At 42.8% G+C, this 23,913-nt stretch carries 21 protein-coding genes; 14 read left to right on the forward strand and 7 right to left on the reverse strand.

The window, feature by feature from the left end; all coding sequences use genetic code 11:
• Positions 1-26: 26 nt before the first annotated feature.
• Together B3143_RS07040 and B3143_RS07045 are read left to right on the forward strand one after the other, a co-directional pair.
• Positions 27-1,400 (forward strand): diaminobutyrate--2-oxoglutarate transaminase, encoded by a 1,374-nt coding sequence (locus tag B3143_RS07040; RefSeq protein ID WP_005234927.1) that lies wholly within the window; start codon positions 27-29, stop codon positions 1,398-1,400.
• A gap of 3 nt (positions 1,401-1,403) precedes the next feature.
• Positions 1,404-2,936: a pyridoxal phosphate-dependent decarboxylase family protein gene (locus B3143_RS07045; protein WP_208462056.1), complete on the forward strand. Its 1,533-nt coding sequence runs from the start codon at positions 1,404-1,406 to the stop codon at positions 2,934-2,936.
• Between the two features lie 87 nt (positions 2,937-3,023).
• Here B3143_RS07045 and B3143_RS07050 read toward each other — a convergent pair whose 3' ends face one another.
• Entirely contained in the window at positions 3,024-4,076 is a 1,053-nt protein-coding gene (locus tag B3143_RS07050; protein ID WP_208462057.1) for an aromatic ring-hydroxylating oxygenase subunit alpha, read from the reverse strand.
• A gap of 304 nt (positions 4,077-4,380) precedes the next feature.
• On the opposite strand from B3143_RS07050, the gene B3143_RS07055 reads away from it, so the two are divergent.
• On the forward strand, positions 4,381-5,811 hold the full coding sequence (locus B3143_RS07055) for an aldehyde dehydrogenase family protein (RefSeq protein WP_208462058.1): 1,431 nt from the start codon (positions 4,381-4,383) through the stop codon (positions 5,809-5,811).
• 53 nt (positions 5,812-5,864) lie between these two features.
• Here B3143_RS07055 and B3143_RS07060 read toward each other — a convergent pair whose 3' ends face one another.
• Positions 5,865-6,338 (reverse strand): Lrp/AsnC family transcriptional regulator, encoded by a 474-nt coding sequence (locus B3143_RS07060; RefSeq protein WP_034170074.1) that lies wholly within the window; start codon positions 6,336-6,338, stop codon positions 5,865-5,867.
• A gap of 139 nt (positions 6,339-6,477) precedes the next feature.
• Here B3143_RS07060 and B3143_RS07065 point away from each other — a divergent pair, with 139 nt between their 5' ends.
• The 10 genes from B3143_RS07065 to B3143_RS07110 all read left to right on the forward strand — a co-directional run bounded on the left by B3143_RS07065 (position 6,478) and on the right by B3143_RS07110 (position 17,024).
• The gene (locus B3143_RS07065; RefSeq protein ID WP_208462059.1) at positions 6,478-8,193 is read left to right on the forward strand and encodes an alpha-keto acid decarboxylase family protein; all 1,716 of its coding nucleotides are present in this window, start codon (positions 6,478-6,480) and stop codon (positions 8,191-8,193) included.
• Positions 8,194-8,237: 44 nt separating this feature from the next.
• Positions 8,238-9,620 carry an amino acid permease gene (locus B3143_RS07070; protein ID WP_208462060.1) on the forward strand — a complete coding sequence of 461 codons (1,383 nt, stop codon included), beginning with the start codon at positions 8,238-8,240 and terminating at the stop codon, positions 9,618-9,620.
• Between the two features lie 194 nt (positions 9,621-9,814).
• Positions 9,815-10,840 (forward strand): substrate-binding domain-containing protein, encoded by a 1,026-nt coding sequence (locus B3143_RS07075; RefSeq protein ID WP_005234940.1) that lies wholly within the window; start codon positions 9,815-9,817, stop codon positions 10,838-10,840.
• Between the two features lie 100 nt (positions 10,841-10,940).
• Positions 10,941-12,320 carry a phosphate ABC transporter permease subunit PstC gene (gene pstC, locus B3143_RS07080; RefSeq protein ID WP_005234942.1) on the forward strand — a complete coding sequence of 460 codons (1,380 nt, stop codon included), beginning with the start codon at positions 10,941-10,943 and terminating at the stop codon, positions 12,318-12,320.
• On the forward strand, positions 12,317-13,708 hold the full coding sequence (pstA, locus tag B3143_RS07085; RefSeq protein WP_005234946.1) for a phosphate ABC transporter permease PstA: 1,392 nt from the start codon (positions 12,317-12,319) through the stop codon (positions 13,706-13,708). Before pstC ends, pstA begins: the two co-directional genes overlap by 4 nt.
• A 13-nt stretch (positions 13,709-13,721) precedes the next feature.
• Positions 13,722-14,645: a phosphate ABC transporter ATP-binding protein PstB gene (pstB, locus tag B3143_RS07090; RefSeq protein WP_208462061.1), complete on the forward strand. Its 924-nt coding sequence runs from the start codon at positions 13,722-13,724 to the stop codon at positions 14,643-14,645.
• 202 nt (positions 14,646-14,847) lie between these two features.
• Positions 14,848-15,090 carry a hypothetical protein gene (locus B3143_RS07095; RefSeq protein ID WP_034170036.1) on the forward strand — a complete coding sequence of 81 codons (243 nt, stop codon included), beginning with the start codon at positions 14,848-14,850 and terminating at the stop codon, positions 15,088-15,090.
• A 138-nt stretch (positions 15,091-15,228) separates the two neighbouring features.
• The gene (gene sohB, locus B3143_RS07100; protein WP_005234956.1) at positions 15,229-16,191 is read left to right on the forward strand and encodes a protease SohB; all 963 of its coding nucleotides are present in this window, start codon (positions 15,229-15,231) and stop codon (positions 16,189-16,191) included.
• A 107-nt stretch (positions 16,192-16,298) separates the two neighbouring features.
• Positions 16,299-16,760, forward strand: coding sequence for a hypothetical protein (locus B3143_RS07105; protein WP_005234958.1), 462 nt, complete (start codon positions 16,299-16,301; stop codon positions 16,758-16,760).
• Positions 16,761-16,787: 27 nt separating this feature from the next.
• A complete protein-coding gene (locus tag B3143_RS07110) occupies positions 16,788-17,024 on the forward strand; it encodes a hypothetical protein (RefSeq protein WP_005234962.1) in 237 nt (78 codons plus the stop codon).
• 62 nt (positions 17,025-17,086) lie between these two features.
• Here B3143_RS07110 and B3143_RS07115 read toward each other — a convergent pair whose 3' ends face one another.
• The 5 genes from B3143_RS07115 to B3143_RS07135 form a co-directional block, all read right to left on the reverse strand.
• Positions 17,087-17,728 carry a DUF2238 domain-containing protein gene (locus B3143_RS07115; RefSeq protein ID WP_005234963.1) on the reverse strand — a complete coding sequence of 214 codons (642 nt, stop codon included), beginning with the start codon at positions 17,726-17,728 and terminating at the stop codon, positions 17,087-17,089.
• An 89-nt stretch (positions 17,729-17,817) separates the two neighbouring features.
• Complete coding sequence (gene purB, locus B3143_RS07120; protein WP_034170034.1) at positions 17,818-19,206, reverse strand: adenylosuccinate lyase; 1,389 nt, start codon at positions 19,204-19,206, stop codon at positions 17,818-17,820.
• Positions 19,207-19,263: 57 nt separating this feature from the next.
• A complete protein-coding gene (gene hflD, locus B3143_RS07125) occupies positions 19,264-19,995 on the reverse strand; it encodes a high frequency lysogenization protein HflD (RefSeq protein ID WP_005234970.1) in 732 nt (243 codons plus the stop codon).
• Between the two features lie 7 nt (positions 19,996-20,002).
• On the reverse strand, positions 20,003-21,142 hold the full coding sequence (gene mnmA, locus B3143_RS07130; RefSeq protein ID WP_005234972.1) for a tRNA 2-thiouridine(34) synthase MnmA: 1,140 nt from the start codon (positions 21,140-21,142) through the stop codon (positions 20,003-20,005).
• 4 nt (positions 21,143-21,146) lie between these two features.
• Positions 21,147-21,632 (reverse strand): NUDIX hydrolase, encoded by a 486-nt coding sequence (locus tag B3143_RS07135; RefSeq protein ID WP_214001405.1) that lies wholly within the window; start codon positions 21,630-21,632, stop codon positions 21,147-21,149.
• A gap of 271 nt (positions 21,633-21,903) precedes the next feature.
• Between B3143_RS07135 and B3143_RS07140 the strand changes: the two genes are divergently transcribed.
• Positions 21,904-23,838 carry an acyltransferase family protein gene (locus B3143_RS07140; protein ID WP_034170032.1) on the forward strand — a complete coding sequence of 645 codons (1,935 nt, stop codon included), beginning with the start codon at positions 21,904-21,906 and terminating at the stop codon, positions 23,836-23,838.
• Positions 23,839-23,913 lie beyond the last annotated feature (75 nt).

The raw sequence follows: 23,913 nt of genomic DNA on the forward strand, positions 1-23,913 counted from the left end.
ACCCATATCAGAGATGGTAATTCGATATGAGCGTTACTTCTGTAAACCCTGCCACCAATTCCACAAACGAATACTACTTGACTCGCCAAAGTCAGATGGAATCGAATGTGCGTAGTTATCCACGTAAATTACCGTTAGCGATAGCGAAAGCACAAGGTTGCTGGGTTACCGATGTTGAAGGTACTGAGTACCTTGATTGTTTAGCTGGGGCAGGGACGTTGGCTTTAGGCCATAATCATCCTGCAGTCATTCAAAGTATCCAGGATACAATTGCAAGCGGTTTACCATTGCATACCCTGGATCTTACTACTCCTTTAAAAGATGCTTTTACCGAAGCACTTCTTTCTTATCTTCCAGGTGGCCAAGAAGAGTACTGCTTGCAGTTCTGTGGTCCATCAGGTGCAGATGCAACTGAAGCCGCAATTAAACTGGCGAAAACCTTTACTGGTCGTAGCTCAGTGATCAGCTTCTCTGGCGGTTATCATGGTATGACTCACGGTGCATTGGCAATGACAGGTAACCTGTCTGCGAAAAATGCAGTGAACGGTTTGATGCCGGGTGTACAGTTCATGCCGTATCCGCATGAATACCGTTGCCCACTGGGTCTTGGCGGTGAAGCCGGTGTTGATGCCCTGACTTACTACTTTGAAAATTTCATTGAAGATGTCGAAAGCGGTGTGACCAAACCTGCAGCTGTAATCCTTGAAGCGATTCAGGGTGAAGGCGGTGTGGTAACTGCACCAGTAAAATGGTTGCAAAAAATCCGCGAAGTGACTGAAAAACACAACATCGTGTTGATTCTTGATGAAGTTCAGGCTGGTTTTGCGCGTTCAGGCAAAATGTTTGCATTCGAACACGCAGGGATTGAACCTGATGTCGTAGTGATGTCTAAAGCCGTAGGTGGTAGCTTGCCGCTTGCCGTACTTGGTATTAAACGTAAGTTTGATGCTTGGCAACCTGCTGGTCATACCGGTACTTTCCGTGGTAACCAATTGGCGATGGGTACAGGTCTTGCAACGATCAATACCATTAAAGAACAGAACCTGGCGCAAAATGCACAAGAACGTGGTGATTTCCTGCAAGCTGAACTGAAAAAACTGGCTGCTGAATTCCCATGTATCGGTAACGTGCGTGGCCGCGGTCTGATGATCGGTGTTGAAATCGTCGACGAGCGTAAACCAGCGGATCATATGGGTTCTTTCCCTGCTGATGGTCAGTTGGCTGCAGCGATCCAAACCGCTTGTTTCAACAACAAACTGTTGCTGGAAAAAGGTGGGCGTAATGGTACAGTAATCCGTTTACTTTGCCCATTGATCATCACTCAAGCTGAGTGTGAAGAAGTTCTGGTTCGCTTCAAGAAAGCGGTTGCTGAAGCTCTAGTCGCAGTTCGAGGCGCGTAATTCATGGTAGATTTTGCAGAACACCGTAAAGCGTTACTCTGCAATGATGCTGCATCTATCGCTGACTATGAGTCGGCGATGGATCAGGCGACCAAAGCGGTTGCAGCATGGTTGCAAAACGACAAGATGTATACCGGCGGTAGCATCAAGGAATTGCGTAGCGCAATTGCGTTCAATCCTTCTAAAGAAGGCTTGGGCGTACAGAAATCTTTAGAGCGTATGGTTGAGCTATTCCTCAACAAGAGCTTGAAAGTACATCATCCGCATTCGCTAGCACATTTGCATTGCCCGACGATGGTCACCAGCCAGATCGCGGAAGTGCTCATTAATGCCACTAACCAGTCAATGGACTCTTGGGATCAAAGCCCGGCAGGTTCTTTGATGGAAGTGCAGCTGATTGACTGGCTACGTCAGAAAGTTGGCTATGGCTCAGGTCAGGCAGGTGTGTTCACTTCTGGTGGTACCCAATCCAACCTGATGGGTGTATTACTGGCACGTGATGCCTGTATCGCGAAAAACTGGAAAGATGAAAACGGTAATCCGTGGTCGGTTCAGCGTGATGGTATCCCAGCGGATGCAATGCGTAACGTCAAAGTCATCTGTTCTGAAAATGCACACTTCTCTGTGCAAAAGAACATGGCGATGATGGGCATGGGCTTTCAGTCTGTCGTGACTGTTCCTGTGAATGAAAATGCTCAGATGGACGTTGATGCGCTGGAAAAAACCATGGCGCATCTTCAGTCTGAAGGCAAAATCGTGGCATGTGTAGTCGCAACAGCGGGTACTACAGATGCTGGTGCGATTGATCCACTCAAACAGATTCGTGAAATCACCAATAAATATGGCGCGTGGATGCATATCGACGCTGCATGGGGTGGTGCACTGATCCTGTCGAATGACTATCGTTCTATGCTGGATGGCATCGAGCTGTCTGATTCTTTGACACTGGATTTCCATAAGCATTACTTCCAGACCATTTCATGTGGTGCGTTCTTGCTGAAAGATGAAGCGAACTATCGTTTCATGCACTACGAAGCAGAATATCTGAACTCTGCTTATGATGAAGAGCACGGTGTTCCTAACCTGGTATCGAAGTCTCTACAAACGACTCGTCGTTTTGACGCGTTGAAATTGTGGATGACCGTAGAAGCGCTGGGTGAAGAGCTTTATGGTTCGATGATCGACCATGGCGTAAAATTGACTCGCGAAGTGGCAGATTACATCAAGGCAACAGATGGTCTGGAACTTCTGGTTGAGCCACAATTTGCATCGGTATTATTCCGTGTGGTTCCAGCAGGCTATCCAGCTGAGTTTGTCGATGCCTTGAACCAGAACGTCGCAGATGAACTGTTTGCGCGTGGTGAAGCGAACATTGGCGTCACCAAAGTCGGTCAGGTTCAATCTCTGAAAATGACCACTTTAAGTCCGGTGGCAACACTTGAAAACGTGAAGAACCTGCTGGCACTGGTGCTTGCAGAAGCGGATCGAATCAAGGATTCCATCGCTGACGGTACTTATACACCACCAATTGCATAAGCTGTGATGGTGTGAAAAAGGAGATCGTTAAGATCTCCTTTTTTATTGGAATTTGGCTGACACATAGATAATGATTTTTAAATAAAATTAAGCTGCAAATAAAGGACTAAAGCCTTTTTTCCTTAACAGTTTGCGGTACATGCTGGAGCTGCGATCTGCCGGGAAATGTGCTTCCAGAGATAAGTCCAGCGGTAAAAACTCAGGCTTCTGATTTTCGACAATCAGGCGATCTTCTTCAAAAATCTTCAGATTAAAATCATAGGCTTCTTCGACGGGTAGGTCTTTATCATAATTACGACAGATAGGAGCAAACAGTCGGGTCTGACGGGCGGTCATCGGTGAAGCAGCATTCATAATCACCTGTTTGGCATCATTAGGGAAATGAATGGTCAGGGTCGCGGTAAAGGGCAGACTAATTTCAAAATGTCGTAGCCATTTAAAATCTTCCTGACCACGCTGATCTAACCCAATCGGATAACGGCCAACACTGCTGATATAGTCGGCACTGAAACCATATTCAGTTTCTATTGGTGTGTAATTCGGGACTTCAACATCATTCGGATCACCAACGGTATCCGGATGTACCCAGGCAAAATGGGCTACATCAATAAAGCCTTCTAGCTGTCTGCCAGCAAAACATTTGATGTCGACTTGTGGGCAAACCAGTTGCTGATAATCTGCATCGTTCCAATAAGGCATCATTGGAATATTCGGTTCAGCGTCTTTGTCAGCTGTCAGTGAACACCAGATCAGACCATAACGTTCAACCGCGGCATAAGCCCGTAAATGAAACCGATCTGAAATTTTATGCTGTGGATGTGCAGGGATACGGTTACATTTACCTTGTGCACCAAAACGCAAGCCATGATAAGGACAGACGACGCCTTGACCATCATTTTTTCCCAGACTTAAGGGCACACCACGATGCGGGCAGGCATCTTTGGCCACGATCAGTTCATCCTGCATCTTGTAAATGACCAGTGACATATCTAGAAGCATTGTTCCTAACGGCTGTTCAGAGACATCACGGGCTAAGGCCACTGGATACCAATATTGAGCAAGGAGATGCCAGTCAAGTTCTTCAAATGTCATGTGAATCGGTAAATCGGGATTGAAAACTGGAATGGTTGTGCTGTTCATGGTGCTATCACTGTAATTCTTTATTTCAATATAGGCCAATGTGATGTTCTACGAAATTTCAAAGATCAGGACATCCTGTTGCATAAATTCGAACAGGATGTAAGGAAGAATGAGCTATAGACAAAAAAATTAAAGGAAGCGATATTTAAAGCGCTTAAAAACGTATACCGAAAGATACTTCTTCTATTTTCCATGCACAAAATGTGTATTCAGGGCTTTATACCTAATGTGATATGCAAGCTCCATTCAGACAAAATCAGCTAATGTCAGGGAACAACAAAAATATCTGATTCAGGATGAAGAGATGACTAATTTGCATGTATCCCAACCCGTTGGCTGTATTATTCAAGGAAAAATGATACAAGGCGCTGCCGAAAGTTTTGTAGTGATCAATCCTGCTGATGAGCAGGTATTGGCACTGTGTTCCTCTCCCTCAGAAGCACAAATTGAAGACACCATCCGTAGTGCCGAGCAGGCTTTTCATCAATGGAAAAATACGGATGATGCCACGCGACAGTCAATCTTGCATCGTATTGCGGATCGTATTGAAGAACATCGGGAAGAGTTAGCGCGTTTGGTGGTGCAGGAGCAGGGCAAACCTTATGCGCTGGCTGAATTTGAAGTCGGTGGGGCCATTGCCTGGACCCGCTATCAGGCAGAACTCAAGATTGAAACTGAAATCTTACAGGATGATGCCAATAAACGGATCGAACTGCATCATCGGCCTTTAGGGATTGTGGCATCGGTCACTCCATGGAACTGGCCTTTAATGATTGCTGTCTGGCATATCATGCCGGCAATTCGCGCTGGCAATGTGGTCATCAATAAACCTTCAGAATTTACCCCATTGTCGACCCTTCGACTCGGTGAGCTGATTCAGCAAGAAGTTGCACCTGGAGTCGTATCTATACTTACTGGAGGCGGCGAAGTTGGGGCCAAGCTGACCAGTCACCCTGCAATTGCTAAAGTGGTATTTACCGGTTCGACCGCAACTGGTCAAAGAATCATGCAGAACGCAGCTGCGACTTTCAAGCATTTAACACTGGAACTTGGTGGCAATGATGCAGGCATTGTTTTGCCAGATACCGACATTCAGGCAATGGCAGTCCGAATCTTTCATGGAGCTTTTATCAACATGGGCCAGACCTGTGCTGCGTTGAAGCGTCTTTATGTGCATGACAGCCAGTATGATGCACTGGCACAGGAATTAGTAAAAGTCGCACAGCAACAATCTCTGGGAGATGGTTTAGCCAAGACGACTACTTTTGGTCCGGTACAAAATATTAAGCAATACCAAAAAGTTCAGGCCATGATTCAGGAAGCCCGGGATGAAGGGGCAATAGTCATGACATCTGGTCAGAATCTACCGGATACAGGCTATTTTATTGCACCGACGATTGTGACCAAGGTAAGCCCAGATAGCCGTCTGGTACAGGAAGAGCAGTTTGGTCCGGTATTACCTTTGATTCGTTATCACGATATTGAAGAAGTACTGACTGAAGCCAACAATACGGATTTTGGTTTAGGTGGCTCAATCTGGTCATCCGATCTGGAGCAGGCGCAGCAGTTTGCTCAACGGCTGAGTTGTGGTACGGCATGGATCAATACGCATGGTGAGATTTTCCCGCATGTACCTTTTGGCGGATGGAAGCATTCAGGTATCGGTGCCCAGTTCGGACTGAGTGGTCTGCTCGAAAATACGATTCAGCAGATTGTTTATATCAATAAAAATTAAATCAAAAAAAGCTCAAGTTAAACTTGAGCTTTTTTCTTCTGCTTTAAGACATATTAACGTAATAAAGGGCGGGCAGCCTGAAAATCAAAATGTAATTGCTTGAATTTATCTAAGACAATATAAGATTTGATATGGCCGATAAAATTACAGCTTAGTAATTTTTCAGTCACAAAATTTGCCAGCATTTCCAGATTTTTAGCGCCTACTTTTAACATGAAATCTGCATCACCACTTAAAGAAAAAGCTTCCTGAATGGCTTCTTCTTCTTCAATCAATTGTTGAAAAGCGATCTTGGCTGCTGCGTCATGTGTTTTGAGATTGACCTGAACCATAGCCAAAACTGCAATTCCCAAAGCTTCAGGATGAATGCAGGCGCTATAACCCAAAATAATTCCTTTTTGCTCCAGCAGCTGACGCCGTCTAGAACATTGAGAGGCTGACAGACCGATTAAATCCCCGATTTCCTGATTCGTTAGGCGCCCATTTTTTTGCAAAGCCTGGATGATTTTCCAGTCAAATTTATCCATTGCATCCATTGCACTGAATCCTTATCCGATACACGTTTTATGTGTTTTTGAATCATTGTGACTTGCATTATGCACGAAATCAGAAAATGAAATGCAATATTCTGTAATTGAAGCATAATAATTGATAGGGAAAATAATAATGTTTATGGAAATTGGTCAGTACCTTAATCAGCGCCTGCAAGAACTAGGAATTCAGCATATTTTTGGTGTGCCAGGTGATTTTAATCTCTCCTATTTAGAACAGATCGAAATTGATCCAAAACTGGAATTTATCGGTAACTGTAATGAGCTAAATGCAGCCTATGCAGCAGATGGTTATGCACGTCTGCATGGTGTCGGTGCTTTGCTCACCACTTATGGTGTGGGTGACCTGAGCGCGATTAACGGCATTGCAGGTGCATATGCCGAGCAGGTTGCCATGGTGCATATTTCCGGTATTCCGCCTTTACATGCCGTAGAACAGGGTGCTTTGTTACACCATACCCTGATCGATGGTGATTATGACAATATCATGAACTGCATGCGCGAATTTACCGTGGCACAGACGCGTTTGACTCCAGCCAATGCAGTGAGTGAAATTGACCGGGTATTAAAGCAATGTATTTTGATGCGTCGACCGGTTCATATTCAGCTTCCATCGGATATTACCCATCTCCAGATTAAAGTGCCTAAGCAGCCTCTGGATCTGAGCCGTCCACAGAGTGATCCAAAACTTCTGCAAGAAACTGCGACACGGATAGCCAAACGCATCAAACAGGCACGTCAGCCAGTTCTGCTCATTGACAATGAAGCAGAAATTTTCCAGCTTACCGATATGCTGCAAAATTGGGCTGAGCGCATGCAGATTCCCTATACCTGCCTGTCTACTGCCAAAAATATCATGAATGAAAGTCACCCCTTATATGCGGGCGTTTATGCAGGTGCAGCAAGCGCAGCATCGACTTGTCAGCTGGTGGAGCAGTCAGACTGCCTGATCGCTATTGGGCCACGTTTTACCGATGTTGCCACAGCATTTTTCTCACATCGTGTATCCGCACAAAATATGTTGTATCTGGCGGATTCCTGTCTTTGCTTGGATGGGCAGATGATCAGTGGACTGGATTTAGTTCAATTGGTCCAAGCCATCTCAAAACAGACTTTAGATGATCAACCACGTACTTTTAATCCTGCACCGAAACCATCGTTACAAACTCAACAGATCGAAGAAAATACTGCGCTTAGCCAAACTGCACTCTGGCAGCAAATTTCTGAGTTCTTACAGGAAGATGATGTGATTGTGGCAGAAGTGGGCACTGCCAATGCAGGTTTATCAGGATTGACTTTACCTGTGACTGCTAAGTATCTGGTTCAACCGATCTGGGGATCGATTGGTTATACCTTGCCTGCTTTGCTTGGCAGTATGCTTGCTGCACCGAAGCGCCGTCATCTGTTATTTATTGGGGATGGTTCGATTCAGCTGACCATTCAGGAGCTCTCTACCTTATTAAGAGAAGGCTTAAAACCTGTAATTTTTATTTTAAATAATGGCGGCTATACCATTGAACGTTTGATTATGGGTGAAAATGCCAAGTACAACGATATTCAGAACTGGCAATACAGCCAGTTTGCTCAAGTCTTTTCTGCTGATACTCCGCATCAGGCTCATATAGTGAAAACCCCGGCAGAATTAAAGCGTACACTCGCACAAGTTCATCAGGCTGAGAAATTATGTCTGATTGAACTGCAACTCCCACGTATGGATGCGCCACAACGCTTAAAACAGTTTGCTGAAGTCGTGGCACGCTATGACTATGGTGAATATGGTTATAAGCAGCTGGTTGAGCAGAATACACCTCTCTACAAAAAGGCAATCTAGCAAAATGTAGAAATTAAAAAAAATTGTTCACAAGGAGTGACAATATGGATGTTGAAGATCATCAATTAAAAAAACAGCTTTCCAACCGGCATATCCAGCTAATCGCCTTAGGTGGAGCGATCGGTACAGGATTATTTTTAGGTTTATCACATACGATTCAGCTGGCAGGTCCATCAGTACTTTTAGGCTATGCCATTGCTGGCATCATTGCATTTCTGATCATGCGCCAATTGGGTGAGATGGTGGTGCATGAACCGGTTAGTGGTTCATTCAGTTATTTTGCTAATAAATACTGGGGCAAAAAAGCAGGCTTTATTTCAGGCTGGAACTATTGGGTGCTCTATGTCTTAGTCAGTATGGCTGAGTTGAGTGCAATTGGTACTTTCTTTCAGTTCTGGTGGCCGGAGATTCCGACCTGGCTCACGGCACTGGCATTCTTCCTGCTCATGAATGGCATCAATCTGGTCAATGTCAAATTCTTCGGTGAGAGTGAATTTATATTTTCCATGGTCAAGATCATTGCCATTTTAAGCATGATCGGATTCGGGATCTATCTGTTGTTTAGCGGTTCTGTTGGCAGTCAGGCCAGTGTGACAAACTTGTGGCAGCATGGCGGATTTTTCCCTGAGGGCTGGTCAGGTTTTATGATGGCACTTGCTGTGATTATGTTTGCATTTGGTGGGCTTGAGCTGATTGGTATTGCTGCCAGTGAAACCAAAAATCCAGAAAAGACCATTCCAAAAGCAGTGAATCAGATTGTCTACCGTGTATTGATTTTCTATATTGGTGCCATTGGCGTGTTGCTATGTCTGTATCCATGGAATCTGGTGGCGCAGGGCGGTAGTCCGTTCGTAATGATTTTCCAGTCATTGAACAGTCATGGTGTGGCGAATGTTCTTAATTTTGTAGTTCTGGTTGCTGCACTTTCGGTCTATAACAGCTGTATTTATTGTAATACCCGCATGTTGTTGGGTCTGGCCCAGCAAGGTAATGCATCAGCATTTTTGAAGAGAATTAACCGCCGGGGTATCCCAGTAAATGCTGTTCTATTCTCGGCAGCAGTCTCCGGTATCTGTGTATTAATGAATTACCTCATGCCGGGTGAAGCTTTCGGTATTCTGATGCTACTAGTGGTTTCTGCTTTGGTAATTAACTGGCTGATGATTTCACTGACCCATTTGAAATTCAGAAAAGCCATGCAGGAACAGCAGCAGACGACCGCATTCCCAAGCCTGTTTGGCCGCTGGAGTAATTACCTGACAATTTCATTTATCATCATGATTTTAATGATCATGAGCTTTACCAAAGAAATGCAGATTGCCGTTGCATTGGTGCCGGTCTGGTTGCTGTTTTTGACGGTGATGTATGTGATGAAATATCGCAGGAAACCGGTACTCTTGCCTGAATCTACTGAACCCACCACTTAAATAGAAAGGCCCTGAAAAGGGTCTTTTTTCTATTATATTGTCTTGAGCAGATAACGAATTAATTATCATAAAACCGTCATAAAGCTGTAACCCGGCTGTCATATTCTAAAATCAAAATGCGTGTATCGAAAAAGTACAAGACTTTATTAGAAAGTGGCGTACTCCAATAAATGCATCAATAAAGAGAGATGAGAATGCGCTTCAATCATATCGCAATTGCGTTGGCACTTTCAGGGGTAGCTGTTGCAACAACTGCAAATGCAGCTCGTGACACGATCCAAATTGCTGGTTCTTCTACAGTTTTGCCTTACGCGAGTATTGTTGCAGAAGAGTTTGGTAATACATTCCCACAATTTAAAGCACCTGTTGTAGGTTCTGGTGGTACTTCGGGTGGTTTGAAACAATTCTGTAATGGCGTTGGTGATAACACTATCGATATTGCTAATGCATCTCGTAAAATTAAAGACACTGAACTTGCAGCTTGTAAAAAAGCAGGTGTAAACCAAGTTCTTGAGATTAAAGTAGGTTATGACGGTATCGTGTTTGCATCAAACGCTAAAAAAGCGGCATTCAAATTACGTCCACAACATGTATTCGCTGCTTTAGCTGCTGAATTACCATCTAACGGTAAAATGGTTGCAAACCCATATACACGTTGGAACCAAATTGATCCAACACTTCCAAATGAAGCAATCACTTTAGTGATTCCTGCATCAAACCACGGTACACGTGAAGTGTTCCAAGAAAAAATGGTTGATGCTGGCTGTGAAACTTACCAAGCATTTGCGAAGTTAGATAAAGATGCACAGAAAAAGGCATGTTCTACATTCCGTAAAGATGGCCGTGTGATTGAAATTTCTGGCGACTACACTGAAACACTGGCACGTTTAAAAACATCTCCAAATGCAGTCGGTGTTTTTGGTTTAGGTTTCTATGATCAAAACCGTGACAAATTACGTGTAGCGACAGTTAACAACGTAGCTCCATCTGAGAAAACAATTCTGAATGGTTCTTACCCTGTATCACGTCCATTGTTCTTCTACGTGAAAGGTGAACATCTTAAATCAATCAAAGGCTTGAAAGAATTTACAGAATTCTTTGTAAGCAAAAAAGTATCTGGTAAAGGTTCTAAGCTTGAAAAAGCTGGTCTGATTTCAATGTCTGACAAAGAACGTGCTGCGGTACTAGCAAACTTCAAAGCGGGTAAAGCTGTTAAATAAAAGTATGGAAATAGCCAATGGCAGGGTCGACCTGCCTTTGGTTTTTTTGCAAAGAAACCGTTTTTTCAAAGTGTGTAATTGAAGAAACAGTGGAGATTACATGAATCTGCTCCTCATTGGTGTGTTACTGGCGATTATTGCCATTGCCTATCAAGTTGGCTTAACCAAGAGCCGTAAACTTGCAGGTAAAGGGAATAACTCAGCGATGCTGCATTCTCGACCGGGTTACTATGGTGCATTGGTCGCGTTGTGGTGTGGTATCCCAGCATTTTTAATTCTGATTGTTTGGAATTTAGTTGAACCAAGTATTTTTCAACAAGTCATTTTAAATCATGTGCCTGAACAAATTCGTGCGACGCTAGATCCGGCGAGTACAAGCGTGATGGTTGAGCGTGTACAAGCATTGGCTTCGGGTTTTGGGGTGAGCGATACACCAGCTGCTTATGAACTTGCAGCAGCAGAACAGTTAAAGAAAATTGAGAACATTGGTTCATTCGCGAAATTAGCAGTTGTTGTAAGTGCGGCATTGATTGGTTTAGTGATGGCTAAACGTCGCATTGCAGAAAAATATCGTGCACGAAATCAAGTTGAAAAAGTCTTAAATGTAGCATTGGCACTATGTTCAGGCGTGGCGATTTTGACCACTGTCGGTATTGTCATGTCGATGTTTAGTGAAGCAATGCGCTTCTTTAGTTTTGTTAATCCTCTCGATTTTTTCTTTGGTACTGAATGGAACCCAGGTTTTAGTACTTCGGGAAGTGCAGAAGGCAGTTACGGCTTGTTACCTTTATTGTGGGGTACGCTCATGGTGAGTGGTATCGCATTATTGGTAGCTGTTCCTGTTGGTTTAATGATTGCGATCTATCTTGCTGAATATGCAAAACCAAGTTTTCGTTCATGGGCAAAACCTGCGATTGAAGTATTGGCAGGTATTCCAACCATTGTTTATGGTGTCTTTGCTTTAATGGTCATTGGTCCATTTGCTAAAGATTTAGGCGCAATGATTGGGCTCGAAATTAATGCGACAAGTGCCTTAACCGCTGGTTTTGTCATGGGCATTATGATTATTCCATTTGTCTCTTCATTATCAGATGACATCATTACTCAAGTGCCACGAGCACTACGTGATGGTTCACTCGGATTAGGTGCGACAAAATCTGAAACGATTCGCCAAGTGGTTATTCCAGCAGCATTGCCAGGTATTATCGGTGCGTTCTTGCTTGCAGCATCACGTGCCATTGGTGAAACCATGATTGTGGTACTAGCCGCTGGTAATAGTCCGCTGTTACATATCAATCCACTCGAAGCGGTTTCGACAGTCACAATTACCATTGTGAATCAATTAACAGGTGATACAGATTTTGCGAGTCCTCAGGCCTTGGTTGCTTTTGCATTGGGCTTAACGCTGTTTGTAATTACTTTAGGTCTGAATATTGTTGCGCTGTACATCGTGCGTAAATACCGTGAGCAATACGAATGAGTACGATTAATACATCAAATATGGATCAAACATTCGATCCGCAAGCTGCTGCTGAGCAGCGTGAAAAGCGTAAAAAAATCATCGAAAGCTCATTGGCAAAGCGTCACCGTAAAGAAAAGACATTTCGTATGTTTGGCTTCGGTGCGGTCATTACAGGTTTATTATTTGTTGCTTTGCTATTTGGCAGTATCTTGGCAAAAGGCTTACCTGCATTTTGGCAAAGTAGCATGACTGTGCCAGTGTTTTTTGATCCAGCAATTATTCAAGTCGGTCCTAAACCGGTTCAAAAAGGAGGTGAGTCACCTGCACAGTTTGAAGAGCGTTTTATCGCTTGGCAAACTGAAATGGGTATGGTGGATTGGGATGCGCTCATTGTTAATGGCATTGTTAAAAAAGCACCTGAAATTGCAAATCAAAGTGATGAGTTGAATAGTATTTACACCAGTTCCGAAGCTTATCGCTTACGTGATATGGTGATGAAAGATCCGTCACTGATTGGTAAAACGCAGGACTTCAGAATTTTAGCTGATGCGAATGTCGATGTATGGTTAGCAGGTAATATTGACCGTAGTCTTCCAGATGAACAGCAACAGCTGAGCCCTGAAGTACGTCAATTGGCCGATCAGTTAAAAGCCGATGGTGTAATCACGAATAGCTTCAATACAGAAATCTTTAAAAATCCAGATTCACGTAGTTCACCAGCAACTTCTGGCTTAGCAGGCGCATTTATGGGCTCGCTATTTATGATGCTGATTGTGATTGTGTTGTCTATTCCAATTGGTGTGGCATCTGCTATTTACCTTGAAGAATTTGCACCGAAAAACTGGATTACTGACATTATTGAAGTCAACATCAATAACCTTGCAGCAGTACCATCGATCGTATTTGGTTTGTTGGGTGCAGCAATCTTTATTGGTTGGATGCATATGCCACTTTCTGCACCTGTTGTGGGTGGTTTGGTCTTAAGTTTAATGACACTACCAACCGTAATTATTACAACGCGTGCATCTTTAAAAGCCGTTCCACCTTCGATTCGCCAAGCCGCTTTAGGCTTAGGTGCATCACGCTTACAAACAGTTTTCCACCATGTATTGCCATTGGCTTTGCCGGGTATTTTAACGGGCGGTATTATTGGTGTTGCCCAAGCTTTAGGTGAAACAGCACCACTATTACTCATTGGTATGAGCGCCTTCGTTGCAAACGTACCTGCTACGCCACTTGATCAATCGACTGCTTTACCTGTTCAGATTTTCTTATGGCAGGGGAATGAATTGCGTAACTTCTTCGAAGGACGTACCGCAGCAGCGATTATTGTACTTCTTGCACTGATGATTGGCTTAAACAGTCTAGCCATTTGGCTACGTAAGAAATTTGAAGTACGCTGGTAATTGAGAGCATTATATGAATACAGTTATTACTCTAGAACAGAATTCCTTAGAACAGGATAAGTCCGTGAATCCAGAACCAACGCAATTTACCTCTGCTCAGGGCAGTCAAAAACAGCCATCGACTTCGTTTGTGTCTCAGTTCGATACACAGACAAGTCAAAAGAAAGATGCCAAACCTACTGATGTAAAAATTAGCACACAAGATGTTCATGTTTACTACGGTGAGAGTGAAGCCATTAAAGGAATTGACCTAAATATTTATGCAAATGAAGTGATTGCATTTATTGGTCCATCTGGCTGTGGTAAGTCAACATTCTTACGTACCTTAAACCGTATGAATGACACCATTGATAGCTGCCGTGTAACAGGTAAAGTGATGATGGATAATCAAGATATCTATGATCCAAATCTAGATGTGGTGTTACTACGTGCACAAGTTGGTATGGTTTTCCAAAAGCCAAACCCATTTCCAAAGTCAATTTTTGATAATGTCGCTTATGGACCAAAATTGCATGGTCTGGCACGGGATAAATATGATCTGGAAGAAATCGTAGAAAACAGCTTGCGTAAGGCAGGGCTGTGGGATGAAGTCAAAGACCGTTTAAATCAGCCGGGTACAGGGTTGTCGGGCGGACAGCAACAGCGTTTATGTATTGCACGGACGATTGCCGTTTCTCCTGAAGTGATTCTGATGGATGAACCTTGTTCAGCACTCGATCCGATTGCAACAGCTAAAGTTGAAGAACTGATCTCTGAACTTTCAACCCAATACACCATTGCTATTGTGACTCACTCCATGCAGCAGGCAGCGCGAGTCTCTGATCGGACTGCTTATTTCCATTTAGGTGATCTGATTGAAGTCAACTCGACCGAGAAAGTCTTTACTCAGCCTGACCATCAGCTTACAGAAGCCTATATTACCGGGCGTTTTGGTTAAGAAGTTTTATCTCAAGAAAGAAGGGCTAAAAAGCTCTTTTTTTATATCCAAAAGTAACGAAAGAATAAGATATATCAATTTAATCAGTGAAATGTGGAAAAATAAACCGAATCCTATTGTGCCCGAAATTCTTATAGAATATGCCGTCTTTGACATGGCAGAGCTGTCAAAAGATAGATGTTAAGAAAAGGTTGCATCCGCTATGGAAACACTCAAAACGATGTCAGTTTTTCTGATGCTGCTGATCGCATTAAGTTTAAGCATCGGTGGTCTGTGGCATCAATTACAAGGCGGCAGAATGTTTTATATACTGATTGGATTGCTGTATGGACTCAGTTTGAATTTCTATTTCAAAAAGCAGGAAAAAGCCTTATATACGAATTCTGCTATATTGCTAGGAGTTATTGTCTGGGCAGGTTATCAACATGGTATTAATTTTCTATAGTGCGAATTATTTTTGCCTTACTAAGACCATATGGATACTGCTCAGTTTCAGCAATTAAACAACAATATTCTATTGAAAAAAATTCATTTGACCTTATCTTAAATTGAAACCTATATAAATAATTGAGACCCGATTTTTATGTTATTTCATACCCCCAAATTACCCGCTGAAATCCGTATTAGTCATTTGAATGCGCGCATTAATGAGCAACGAAAAAAAATAGCGCAAACAACGTCGTCTAAACTGGAACTTTTGCAATTGAGCCAGCAATTGTCAAAAGAAGCGCGTGCGCGTAAGAAAACTAACCAGAAAATCTATGTACTCGATTTTAAAGGTGATATGGCTGCGTCAGCAGTAGAAAGCTTGCGTGAAGAAATTACCCTGATTCTATCTACAGCCAAAGCTGGTCGTGATCGTGTCATTGTACGTTTAGAAAGTCCGGGTGGTATGGTACATGGTTATGGTCTTGCAGCTGCGCAGCTGGTGCGCTTACGTGAAGCGGGTTTTCATGTGACCATCTGTGTCGATAAAGTTGCAGCCAGTGGCGGTTATATGATGGCGTGTATTGCAAATGAAGTGCTTTCTGCACCGTTTGCGATTGTGGGTTCAATTGGGGTAGTGGCACAGGTGCCAAACTTTAACCGTCTACTGAAAGAAAACAAGATCGATTTTGAACTTTATACTGCGGGTCAATATAAACGTACGGTGACCATGTTTGGTGAAAATACCGAAGAGGGCAAAGCCAAGTTTGAAGAAGAATTGCAACAGACACATGCCTTATTTAAACACTTCGTGGAAAAATATCGTCCACAGTTAAATGTTGAAAAAGTGGCAACGGGTGAACACTGGTATGGTCAGGATGCCCTAGACCTGAATCTGGTAGATAAACTGCAAACTTCTGATGAATATCTGCTAGGTCTTTTACCGCAACATGATGTGTATTTAATCCAGACCCGTAAAAAACCAACGCTGGGCGAAAAACTAGGTTTGCAAGCAGCACAAATCGCAGATTCTTTTATCCCCGCGGTGATGGATAAAGTGGTAGATACGCTAACCAAAGCCAATTCAAATCTGGTTCAGATGCGTGATCCGAAACTTTAATTTATTGCTCTAAAAATGATATGGAAAGCTCACTTGGTGGGCTTTTTTATTTTTGAAATCAAATCATTATGATATAAGTGAAGTACTTTGGTTAAGTCTAGGCTCATATGCTCACGTTTATTTTATTATTGGGATTCTTTAACATCGTGTTTATTCCGATGTTATGTATGCTCTATGCTGAAGCCAAACTCATAAATAATGATTCGAAGAAGATTCTGTTTTGGCTGAGCTTTCTACCTGGTGCATGTATTTTTCTATTATATGGTGTTTTAAAGCCAAATAATCCACCCGTTACTTCATCGAAAGAATGTGGTGTGGTGCAGTCTTATCAGGTATATAAAACTCGAGGTGGAACTCAGCATGAAAGCGTGATCATTCGCTTCAATGGTGCCAAGTATAGTCGTTATTTATATTTCGATCAGCATTTTGAGAAAATGCCGAAAGGGCAAAGGGTCTGTTTTGAGTATTTAGATAAGTTTAAATACCCACACTTGTCAAAATCTAAGTTTGTTAAATGGATTGACCCCACTGAAATGCCGACCAGCACTGAGGTAAATCATATAAAATAAAGCATATTTTACTGTTAGAGCAGAAACATGGCTGTCGCTGAAGCATATCTTGCAACGCAAAATTGTTATTTTAATTACGAGTTTGAAGAATTGAATTTAGAGGATTTTCCTGAGGAGTTATCTGTGTCACTGCGTGGCATGATGTTCCGCCATGAGATTCAATATCCTGATGCCACCTATTTTATTTATTACAGCGAGATATTGACGGGTCATGAATTGCAAAAAATGAAAGATGATTGGATGCGATATTGCCCACTTCCATAATTGAAAAATATGCAGCTCATTAAATTTGTGATGACACACTTTAATTCAATGAGATGCTGAGTTTAAGAGCTTGCTTCTATGGGCTTTTTTTGTAATAGCATGATACTCCCCGTAAATATAGCGCCAATGGTTGCCAGCAAAATATCTTTATGTGCATCCCACATATCACCTTGTTGTCCATTATAGTTTTCAGCTTCCTCAGGAGATAGACCAATGGCAATCAGCCATTCCAGCCATTCATAGAGCATGCTGCTGGCCACCACAAACTGAATCACCAGCAGGAAAATGACCACAGGTTTCTGCTGCGGCAGCCAGACCTGAAACAACCGGTAAAATACCGGGTAGAGTAAAAGACCAAAAGCCAGGTGCACAAAACGGTCAAACATGTTGCGTGACCAGCCCATGGCAGCATTCAGGTCAAAGCCAAAGAGTGTCTGAGTCCATTCATTATAAGGTACATAAGAATACAGATAATGTGCAGCAACCACATGAATCAGCAGAAAAGCCAGATAAAGGTTGAAACTGAAGAAGCTCAATCCGATTTTATACAGGCACAAGATCAACATAACGATCATAAAAACCGTACCTGTTTGATGGAGCAGATAAGATTCCATTTCTAAAGGTTGAATACTGGCAAAGATAATCGCAATTGCCAAAATCCCTAAACTAACAAAATGTTTGCTGCTTAATCGATGATCCATCATCTATTTCTATATCATTTTTCTTAAAGTTAGACATGATTATAAATAAAAAAGCGAAGCCGGAGCTTCGCTTTTGGTCTTAATTGTCTAAATTAGATTTTAGCGATTAAGTCTTTAATTTGTTTTGCTTGTTCAGATGCATTACCTGTATATGTTGCAGGTGTCATTTCAGCCAAACGAGCACGATCCGCTGCAGGAACAGCTTCTAATTCGTTACCGTTTACGAAATCAACCATCATGTCGCGAGTCATGGCTTGACCACGAGTCAGTGCTTTTAATTTTTCATATGGTTTTTCAACATTATAACGACGCATAACCGTTTGAATTGGTTCAGCCAAGACTTCTTGAGCATTGTCTAAGTCTTCATCAATACGTGCAGCATTCAGTTCAAGTTTACCCACGCCTTTTAAGCAAGCTTCAAACGCGATCAAGCTTTGCGCAAAACCTACACCCATGTTACGAAGAACAGTTGAGTCAGTCAGGTCACGCTGCCAGCGAGAAATAGGCAGTTTTTCACCTAGATGCGCAAGAACTGCATTGGCAATACCCAAGTTACCTTCTGAGTTTTCGAAATCAATCGGGTTAACTTTGTGCGGCATGGTTGAAGAACCCACTTCGCCTTCTTTCAATTTTTGTTTGAAGAAACCAAGTGAGATATAACCCCAAACGTCACGGTTGAAATCGATCAGGATAGTATTGAAACGACGCAGCGCATCAAACAGTTCCGCCATGTAGTCATGTGGCTCGATCTGGGTGGTGTACGGGTTAAAAGTCAAACCTAAAGATTCAACAAATGCTTGTGAATGCGCAGGCCAGTTGATGTCTGGGTAAGCTGAAAGATGCGCGTTGTAATTACCCACTGCGCCATTGATTTTGCCCAGTAGCTCAACTTGCTTGAACTGTTTGATTTGACGGGCAAGACGGTAAGCCACGTTCGCCATTTCTTTACCCAAAGTTGTTGGGCTCGCTGTTTGACCATGTGTACGAGACAACATTGGTTGGTCAGCATGTTTCTCAGCCAATGCAACAATTGAATCAATGATTTGTTGCATAGACTCAACCAGTACATCACGACCGCTTTTCAGCATTAATGCATGAGACAGGTTATTGATGTCTTCAGAAGTACATGCAAAGTGAATGAATTCGCCTGCATTTTTCAGTTCTTCAATGCCTGCAATTTTTTCTTTCAGGAAATATTCAACCGCTTTCACGTCGTGGTTCGTAGTACGTTCGATCTCTTTAATGCGGTTGGCATCTTCTTCAGAGAAGCTGGCAACAATCGCATCAAGTGCAGCATTGGTTTCAGATGAGAACGCTGGCACTTCAGTGATTTCAGGACGGTTGGCAAGCGCTTGTAACCAACGCACTTCAACAGTCACACGAGCATGGATCAGACCAAACTCAGAAAGAAAAGGGCGCAGCGCATCACATTTGCTAGCGTAGCGTCCATCTAATGGAGAAAGTGCAGTTAAAGCGTTCATATCGATTCCCTAAATTTTGGAATTAAACGAAAAACGGTGCGCGTACAACAACATGGTTTAGATCACCTGAAACTGTAAGCGCGCGAGATTTTGGATATCCTGTAGCAACTTGCGCTTGCCAAAAATCATGCCCCATGAACTGCCGCCAAGCTGACGCCATAAGTGCGCCATTTGCAGTCCAGTAAAGAGTGAAGCACGGATGCGGTTGGTATGACCGGAATCTTTAAAGGCTTCAGCATTGCCACGCACCATGATCCGCGGATTGATCTGGCCGGCGGTATCGACATAGGTCTGAGCGAGATTGGCAATGATGCTGGGGTGCATGTAATTGTTATCGAAGAAGGAGAGCTGTCTGAGGATTTTTTGCTGGGATTGTTCGATGATTTCAACAAACTTGGTATTGCTATAGACCTTCTTTTCTAACTGAAGAAGTGCCATGGCATAGGACATTGGAAGCTTGGTCGATGAAAGTTTTGGAAGTCTGGATTTTGGGGAAGTATTAAAAGGTTGGGTAATGCTGCTTTCCAGGGTTTTTAAACCGAGGGAAATATCGGCCAGCTGATTAAAGAAGTCTAAGGTCTGGGCATTTAACTTGCCACTTGGACGGATATTTAAACTGGCTTTAATCAACTGTTCAAAATAGAAATTACCGCTTTCACCAATGCTTTGCTGTCCCGTCAATGCAGTCATATGCGTCAGCTGGGTGGCCTGAAAAACCCCCGCTAGCGCCAACGCACGATTTTGACGAACATTCAACGTTGTGGCTTGTTGAAACGGTAACTCCGTCATACCGAAATCATCCTTTAATAAAATCAGGTTTAGGCGCATTGGTATGATGAATCACGCCACCACCTAAACAAACTTCACCTGAGTAGAATACAACGCTTTGACCCGGGGTCACTGCACGTTGCGACTCATCAAATTCAACACGAACACCATTTGGTGTTTCTGGATCCTTGAAAATAGTACACGCTTGGTCAGGCTGACGGTAGCGGGTTTTTGCCGTACAGCGGAAACCTGTTTCAGGAATATCCTGTTCACCGGCTACCCAGTCAATCGCTTCAGACCACAATATGGTACTGTGCATCAGTGGATGTTCATGACCTTGACCCACCACCAGACGGTTACCTTCAATATCTTTATGCAGTACAAACCAGGCACCCTCTTCCGCGCCTTTCATACCGCCAATACCGATCCCGCCACGTTGGCCGAGCGTATAGTACATTAAGCCGTGATGATCACCAACCTCTTTGCTATCTTCCAGCACGATTTTTCCAGGTTGCGCCGGCAAATATTGCTTTAAGAAGTCATTGAAGCGACGTTCACCAATAAAACAGATACCCGTAGAATCTTTTTTCTTCGCTGTTGCCAGACCTAATTCTTCTGCAATTTTACGGACTTGCGGTTTTTCAATTTCGCCGACAGGGAACAGGGTCTTATTAATTTCACGACCATGGACCGCATGCAGGAAGTAAGTCTGGTCTTTATTATTGTCATAACCACGCAGTAATTGGGCATATTGCTCACCGCGCGAATTGGTCATGGTTTTGCCGCGACGACAGTAGTGACCAGTCGCGATAAAGTCAGCGCCCAGATTGATCGCATGATCCAGGAAGGCTCGGAATTTGATTTCTTTATTACACAAAATATCCGGGTTTGGGGTACGGCCAGCAGTATATTCAGCCAGAAAATGCTCGAACACGCGATCCCAGTATTCCATCGCGAAGTTGGCGGTATGCAGTTTGATCCCGATCTTGTCGCAAACGGCTTGTGCATCGGCAAGATCTTCCATTGCCGTACAGTATTCTGTGCCGTCATCTTCTTCCCAGTTTTTCATGAAAAGACCTTCAACCTGATAACCCTGTTGAAGGAGGAGAGCTGCAGACACAGATGAATCTACACCACCAGACATACCGACGATGACACGTTGTTGCATAGGATTAGGCATCCAAATTTAAAATGAAGGGAGAATTTTGGTGCTCGTAAATGAGCGATAAAGGATAGTGTTTGCCAGCTTGGGCATCCTGCACGGCTTTAATCACCAATGGGCTGCGAGCACGTGCGGTTTCAACCAGTTCATCCAGCGTCATCCAGACTGCACCGACAATACCGGTATCCAGTTCAGCATTTTCATCATGGCTGACGGCTTCTGCTCTCAGGCAGAAACGGAAATAGGTACGATCCGGGAACATCGGCGGGGTATAGGTATAGATGCCGATCAGATCAGTAACATTGACCTGATAACCGGTTTCTTCTATGGTTTCACGAATGGCTGCTTCGACAATGGTTTCACCTGCCTCCACATGGCCTGCCGGCTGATTGAATACGGTATGGATGACACCTTCAGTATGTTCTTCAACGAACAGGAATTTTCCATTTTTTTCGACGATAGTTGCGACAGTGACGTGAGCAGTCCAAGCGATCATAGAGGAGCACCATGGAATAAAAACTGTATTCTACAAAATTTAGGCGGCGGTGGCTATGTTGATACTCGGGATTTTAATTTAGATGATTAACAATAAAGGTATTTGGCGAAAAAGAAAGCGTAGAATATAATGAGTGCATAAAATACTAAAACAGCAATATTTGCATTCTACGCTTTAATATAAGAATTTGATTTAAAATAAAATTTAATAAAAATTAGCAGTATTTCATAACAATTAAAATAAATAACAGGCTTTATAGGACAGGACTCCAATGAAATTCAGAACAGACATCAATGGCCTCAGAGCAATTGCCGTGATTGCAGTCATGCTATTTCATTTTAATGCGGCATGGATGCCTGGCGGTTTTGTTGGAGTAGATGTCTTCTTTGTGATTTCAGGTTTTTTAATGACTGGAATCATATTTAAAGATTTAGAACATGAAAAATTTTCTATTCTGAAATTTTATGTGGCTCGTGCGAATCGGATTATTCCAGCTTTGGCCGTGCTGTGTCTGGTATTAATGATTTTTGGCTGGTTTTATCTGACGCCTTTTGATTACAAGTTATTGGGTAAGCATGCCGCGAGTAGCATGACTTTTTTATCCAATATCAGTTACTGGAAGGAATCCGGTTACTTTGAGGCAGGCACTCACGAAAAGTGGTTATTACATACCTGGTCACTTTCCGTCGAATGGCAATTCTATATGATTTATCCGCTCGTTCTCATTGCCATGCGCAAGTTCATGTCTATCCAGACCATGAAATTTATGCTGCTGGCAGGAACGATTTTAGGATTCATTCTATCTGTGATCGCTACCTACAAATGGCCAAATCCCGCTTATTTCCTGTTACCTACCAGAGCCTGGGAAATGATGATCGGGGGAATTGCTTATCTTTACCCTTTGGCCTTGCAGGAAAATAAGAAAAGGTTGCTGGAAGGAACGGGATTGGCACTTATTCTGGGATCCTATTTCTTCATTTCTGCAGAAGACTTGTGGCCTGGTTATCTGGCAGTTTTTCCTGTTACCGGTACCTTCCTGATGATTCAGGCACATCGACATGACAGTGTTCTTACCAATAATATTGTATTTCAAAAGCTGGGGACTTGGTCTTATTCTATTTACCTATGGCACTGGCCTTTGGTTGTGCTGATCTATATCTACTCATTGCCTGAGTATTATGTGTATGCCGGAATAGCACTTTCTATAGGGTTAGGTTTTCTGAGCTATAAGTATATTGAGCAGATTAAATTACCTTCATATCATCAGTGGAAAGATATTTATCGTATAAAACCGCTTTATTTTTCTCTAGTGCTCATGAGCTTAGGCGTTACTTTAAATATATTTAATGGTTTTAATACAGATCTGCGCCAAGGTGCAGCCTCAGAACAGGCAAAATTTTTAGATTATTATAATGAGAAATTCAAAAATTTAAGGGATGCATACTGGCTGAAATGTGATACTTACGTGAGCCTGACTGAGCATAATAGTTATGATCCTGATCCAATCTGTATCACGAAACAAAAGGAAGGTGGGGTGTTCTTATGGGGAGATTCTCATGCTGAGGCACTTTCTTTAGGGCTGAGGACATTACTGAAATCCAATGATATCCCTTTTTATCAGAAAACCTCCTCCATTTGCCGGGCATCGCTGACCGAGATCAACTATCATAAAGGAGCTTATAAAGAAGCCTGTGACTATTCCAATAAACTGGCACTAAAGAGCATCGCAGAACTGAAACCCAAAATTGTGGTTATCACTCAAGCCCTGAAACACGATGAAACCAATTGGGAAAATATCGGGAAAAGTTTGCTTCAGCTTGGCGTATCTAATATCGTCATTGTGGGGCCAATTTCGCAATGGAAACCTTCGCTTCCTAAAGTGATGGTGAAACCGAAAAACTGGAATAGTGCTGAAGATTTTATATTTGATGCCGGACTGGATTTAAGAGCAGTTCAGGTAGACGAGAAAATGAAAAAATTACAATATCCTCAGGGAATTACCTATATATCCCTCATTGATCATCTATGTAAAAAAGATGATGTGCAGCAGCAATACAAATGTCGGATTCGGGCAGCTCAAGGAGAAGACCTGCTTCAGGTGGATTATGGGCACCTAAGTGAATCAGGCTCTTTATTTGTGGGGAATACCATACTGTCAAAATACTTATTAAATTTATATTCTCAGGATGTGACCACAAAACAATAAGCTTATTTCCTATGATTGATCAGCCACCCATTGAGGTGGCTTTTACGTATATAAGTTAGGACTTACGCACTATTA

The organism is Acinetobacter sp. UBA1496, from assembly GCF_002324975.1.
In the GTDB taxonomy this organism is placed as follows: domain Bacteria; phylum Pseudomonadota; class Gammaproteobacteria; order Pseudomonadales; family Moraxellaceae; genus Acinetobacter; species Acinetobacter variabilis.

Excerpts from the sequence above, each read along its gene's own strand:
- B3143_RS07040 (WP_005234927.1), top strand. The coding sequence starts at position 27 with ATGAGCGTTACTTCTGTAAACCCTGCCACCAATTCCACAAACGAATAC.
- B3143_RS07045 (WP_208462056.1), top strand. The coding sequence starts at position 1,404 with ATGGTAGATTTTGCAGAACACCGTAAAGCGTTACTCTGCAATGATGCT.
- B3143_RS07050 (WP_208462057.1), bottom strand. The coding sequence starts at position 4,076 with ATGAACAGCACAACCATTCCAGTTTTCAATCCCGATTTACCGATTCAC.
- B3143_RS07055 (WP_208462058.1), top strand. The coding sequence starts at position 4,381 with ATGACTAATTTGCATGTATCCCAACCCGTTGGCTGTATTATTCAAGGA.
- B3143_RS07060 (WP_034170074.1), bottom strand. The coding sequence starts at position 6,338 with ATGGATAAATTTGACTGGAAAATCATCCAGGCTTTGCAAAAAAATGGG.
- B3143_RS07065 (WP_208462059.1), top strand. The coding sequence starts at position 6,478 with ATGTTTATGGAAATTGGTCAGTACCTTAATCAGCGCCTGCAAGAACTA.
- B3143_RS07070 (WP_208462060.1), top strand. The coding sequence starts at position 8,238 with ATGGATGTTGAAGATCATCAATTAAAAAAACAGCTTTCCAACCGGCAT.
- B3143_RS07075 (WP_005234940.1), top strand. The coding sequence starts at position 9,815 with ATGCGCTTCAATCATATCGCAATTGCGTTGGCACTTTCAGGGGTAGCT.
- pstC (WP_005234942.1), top strand. The coding sequence starts at position 10,941 with ATGAATCTGCTCCTCATTGGTGTGTTACTGGCGATTATTGCCATTGCC.
- pstA (WP_005234946.1), top strand. The coding sequence starts at position 12,317 with ATGAGTACGATTAATACATCAAATATGGATCAAACATTCGATCCGCAA.
- pstB (WP_208462061.1), top strand. The coding sequence starts at position 13,722 with ATGAATACAGTTATTACTCTAGAACAGAATTCCTTAGAACAGGATAAG.
- B3143_RS07095 (WP_034170036.1), top strand. The coding sequence starts at position 14,848 with ATGGAAACACTCAAAACGATGTCAGTTTTTCTGATGCTGCTGATCGCA.
- sohB (WP_005234956.1), top strand. The coding sequence starts at position 15,229 with ATGTTATTTCATACCCCCAAATTACCCGCTGAAATCCGTATTAGTCAT.
- B3143_RS07105 (WP_005234958.1), top strand. The coding sequence starts at position 16,299 with ATGCTCACGTTTATTTTATTATTGGGATTCTTTAACATCGTGTTTATT.
- B3143_RS07110 (WP_005234962.1), top strand. The coding sequence starts at position 16,788 with ATGGCTGTCGCTGAAGCATATCTTGCAACGCAAAATTGTTATTTTAAT.
- B3143_RS07115 (WP_005234963.1), bottom strand. The coding sequence starts at position 17,728 with ATGATGGATCATCGATTAAGCAGCAAACATTTTGTTAGTTTAGGGATT.
- purB (WP_034170034.1), bottom strand. The coding sequence starts at position 19,206 with ATGAACGCTTTAACTGCACTTTCTCCATTAGATGGACGCTACGCTAGC.
- hflD (WP_005234970.1), bottom strand. The coding sequence starts at position 19,995 with ATGACGGAGTTACCGTTTCAACAAGCCACAACGTTGAATGTTCGTCAA.
- mnmA (WP_005234972.1), bottom strand. The coding sequence starts at position 21,142 with ATGCAACAACGTGTCATCGTCGGTATGTCTGGTGGTGTAGATTCATCT.
- B3143_RS07135 (WP_214001405.1), bottom strand. The coding sequence starts at position 21,632 with ATGATCGCTTGGACTGCTCACGTCACTGTCGCAACTATCGTCGAAAAA.
- B3143_RS07140 (WP_034170032.1), top strand. The coding sequence starts at position 21,904 with ATGAAATTCAGAACAGACATCAATGGCCTCAGAGCAATTGCCGTGATT.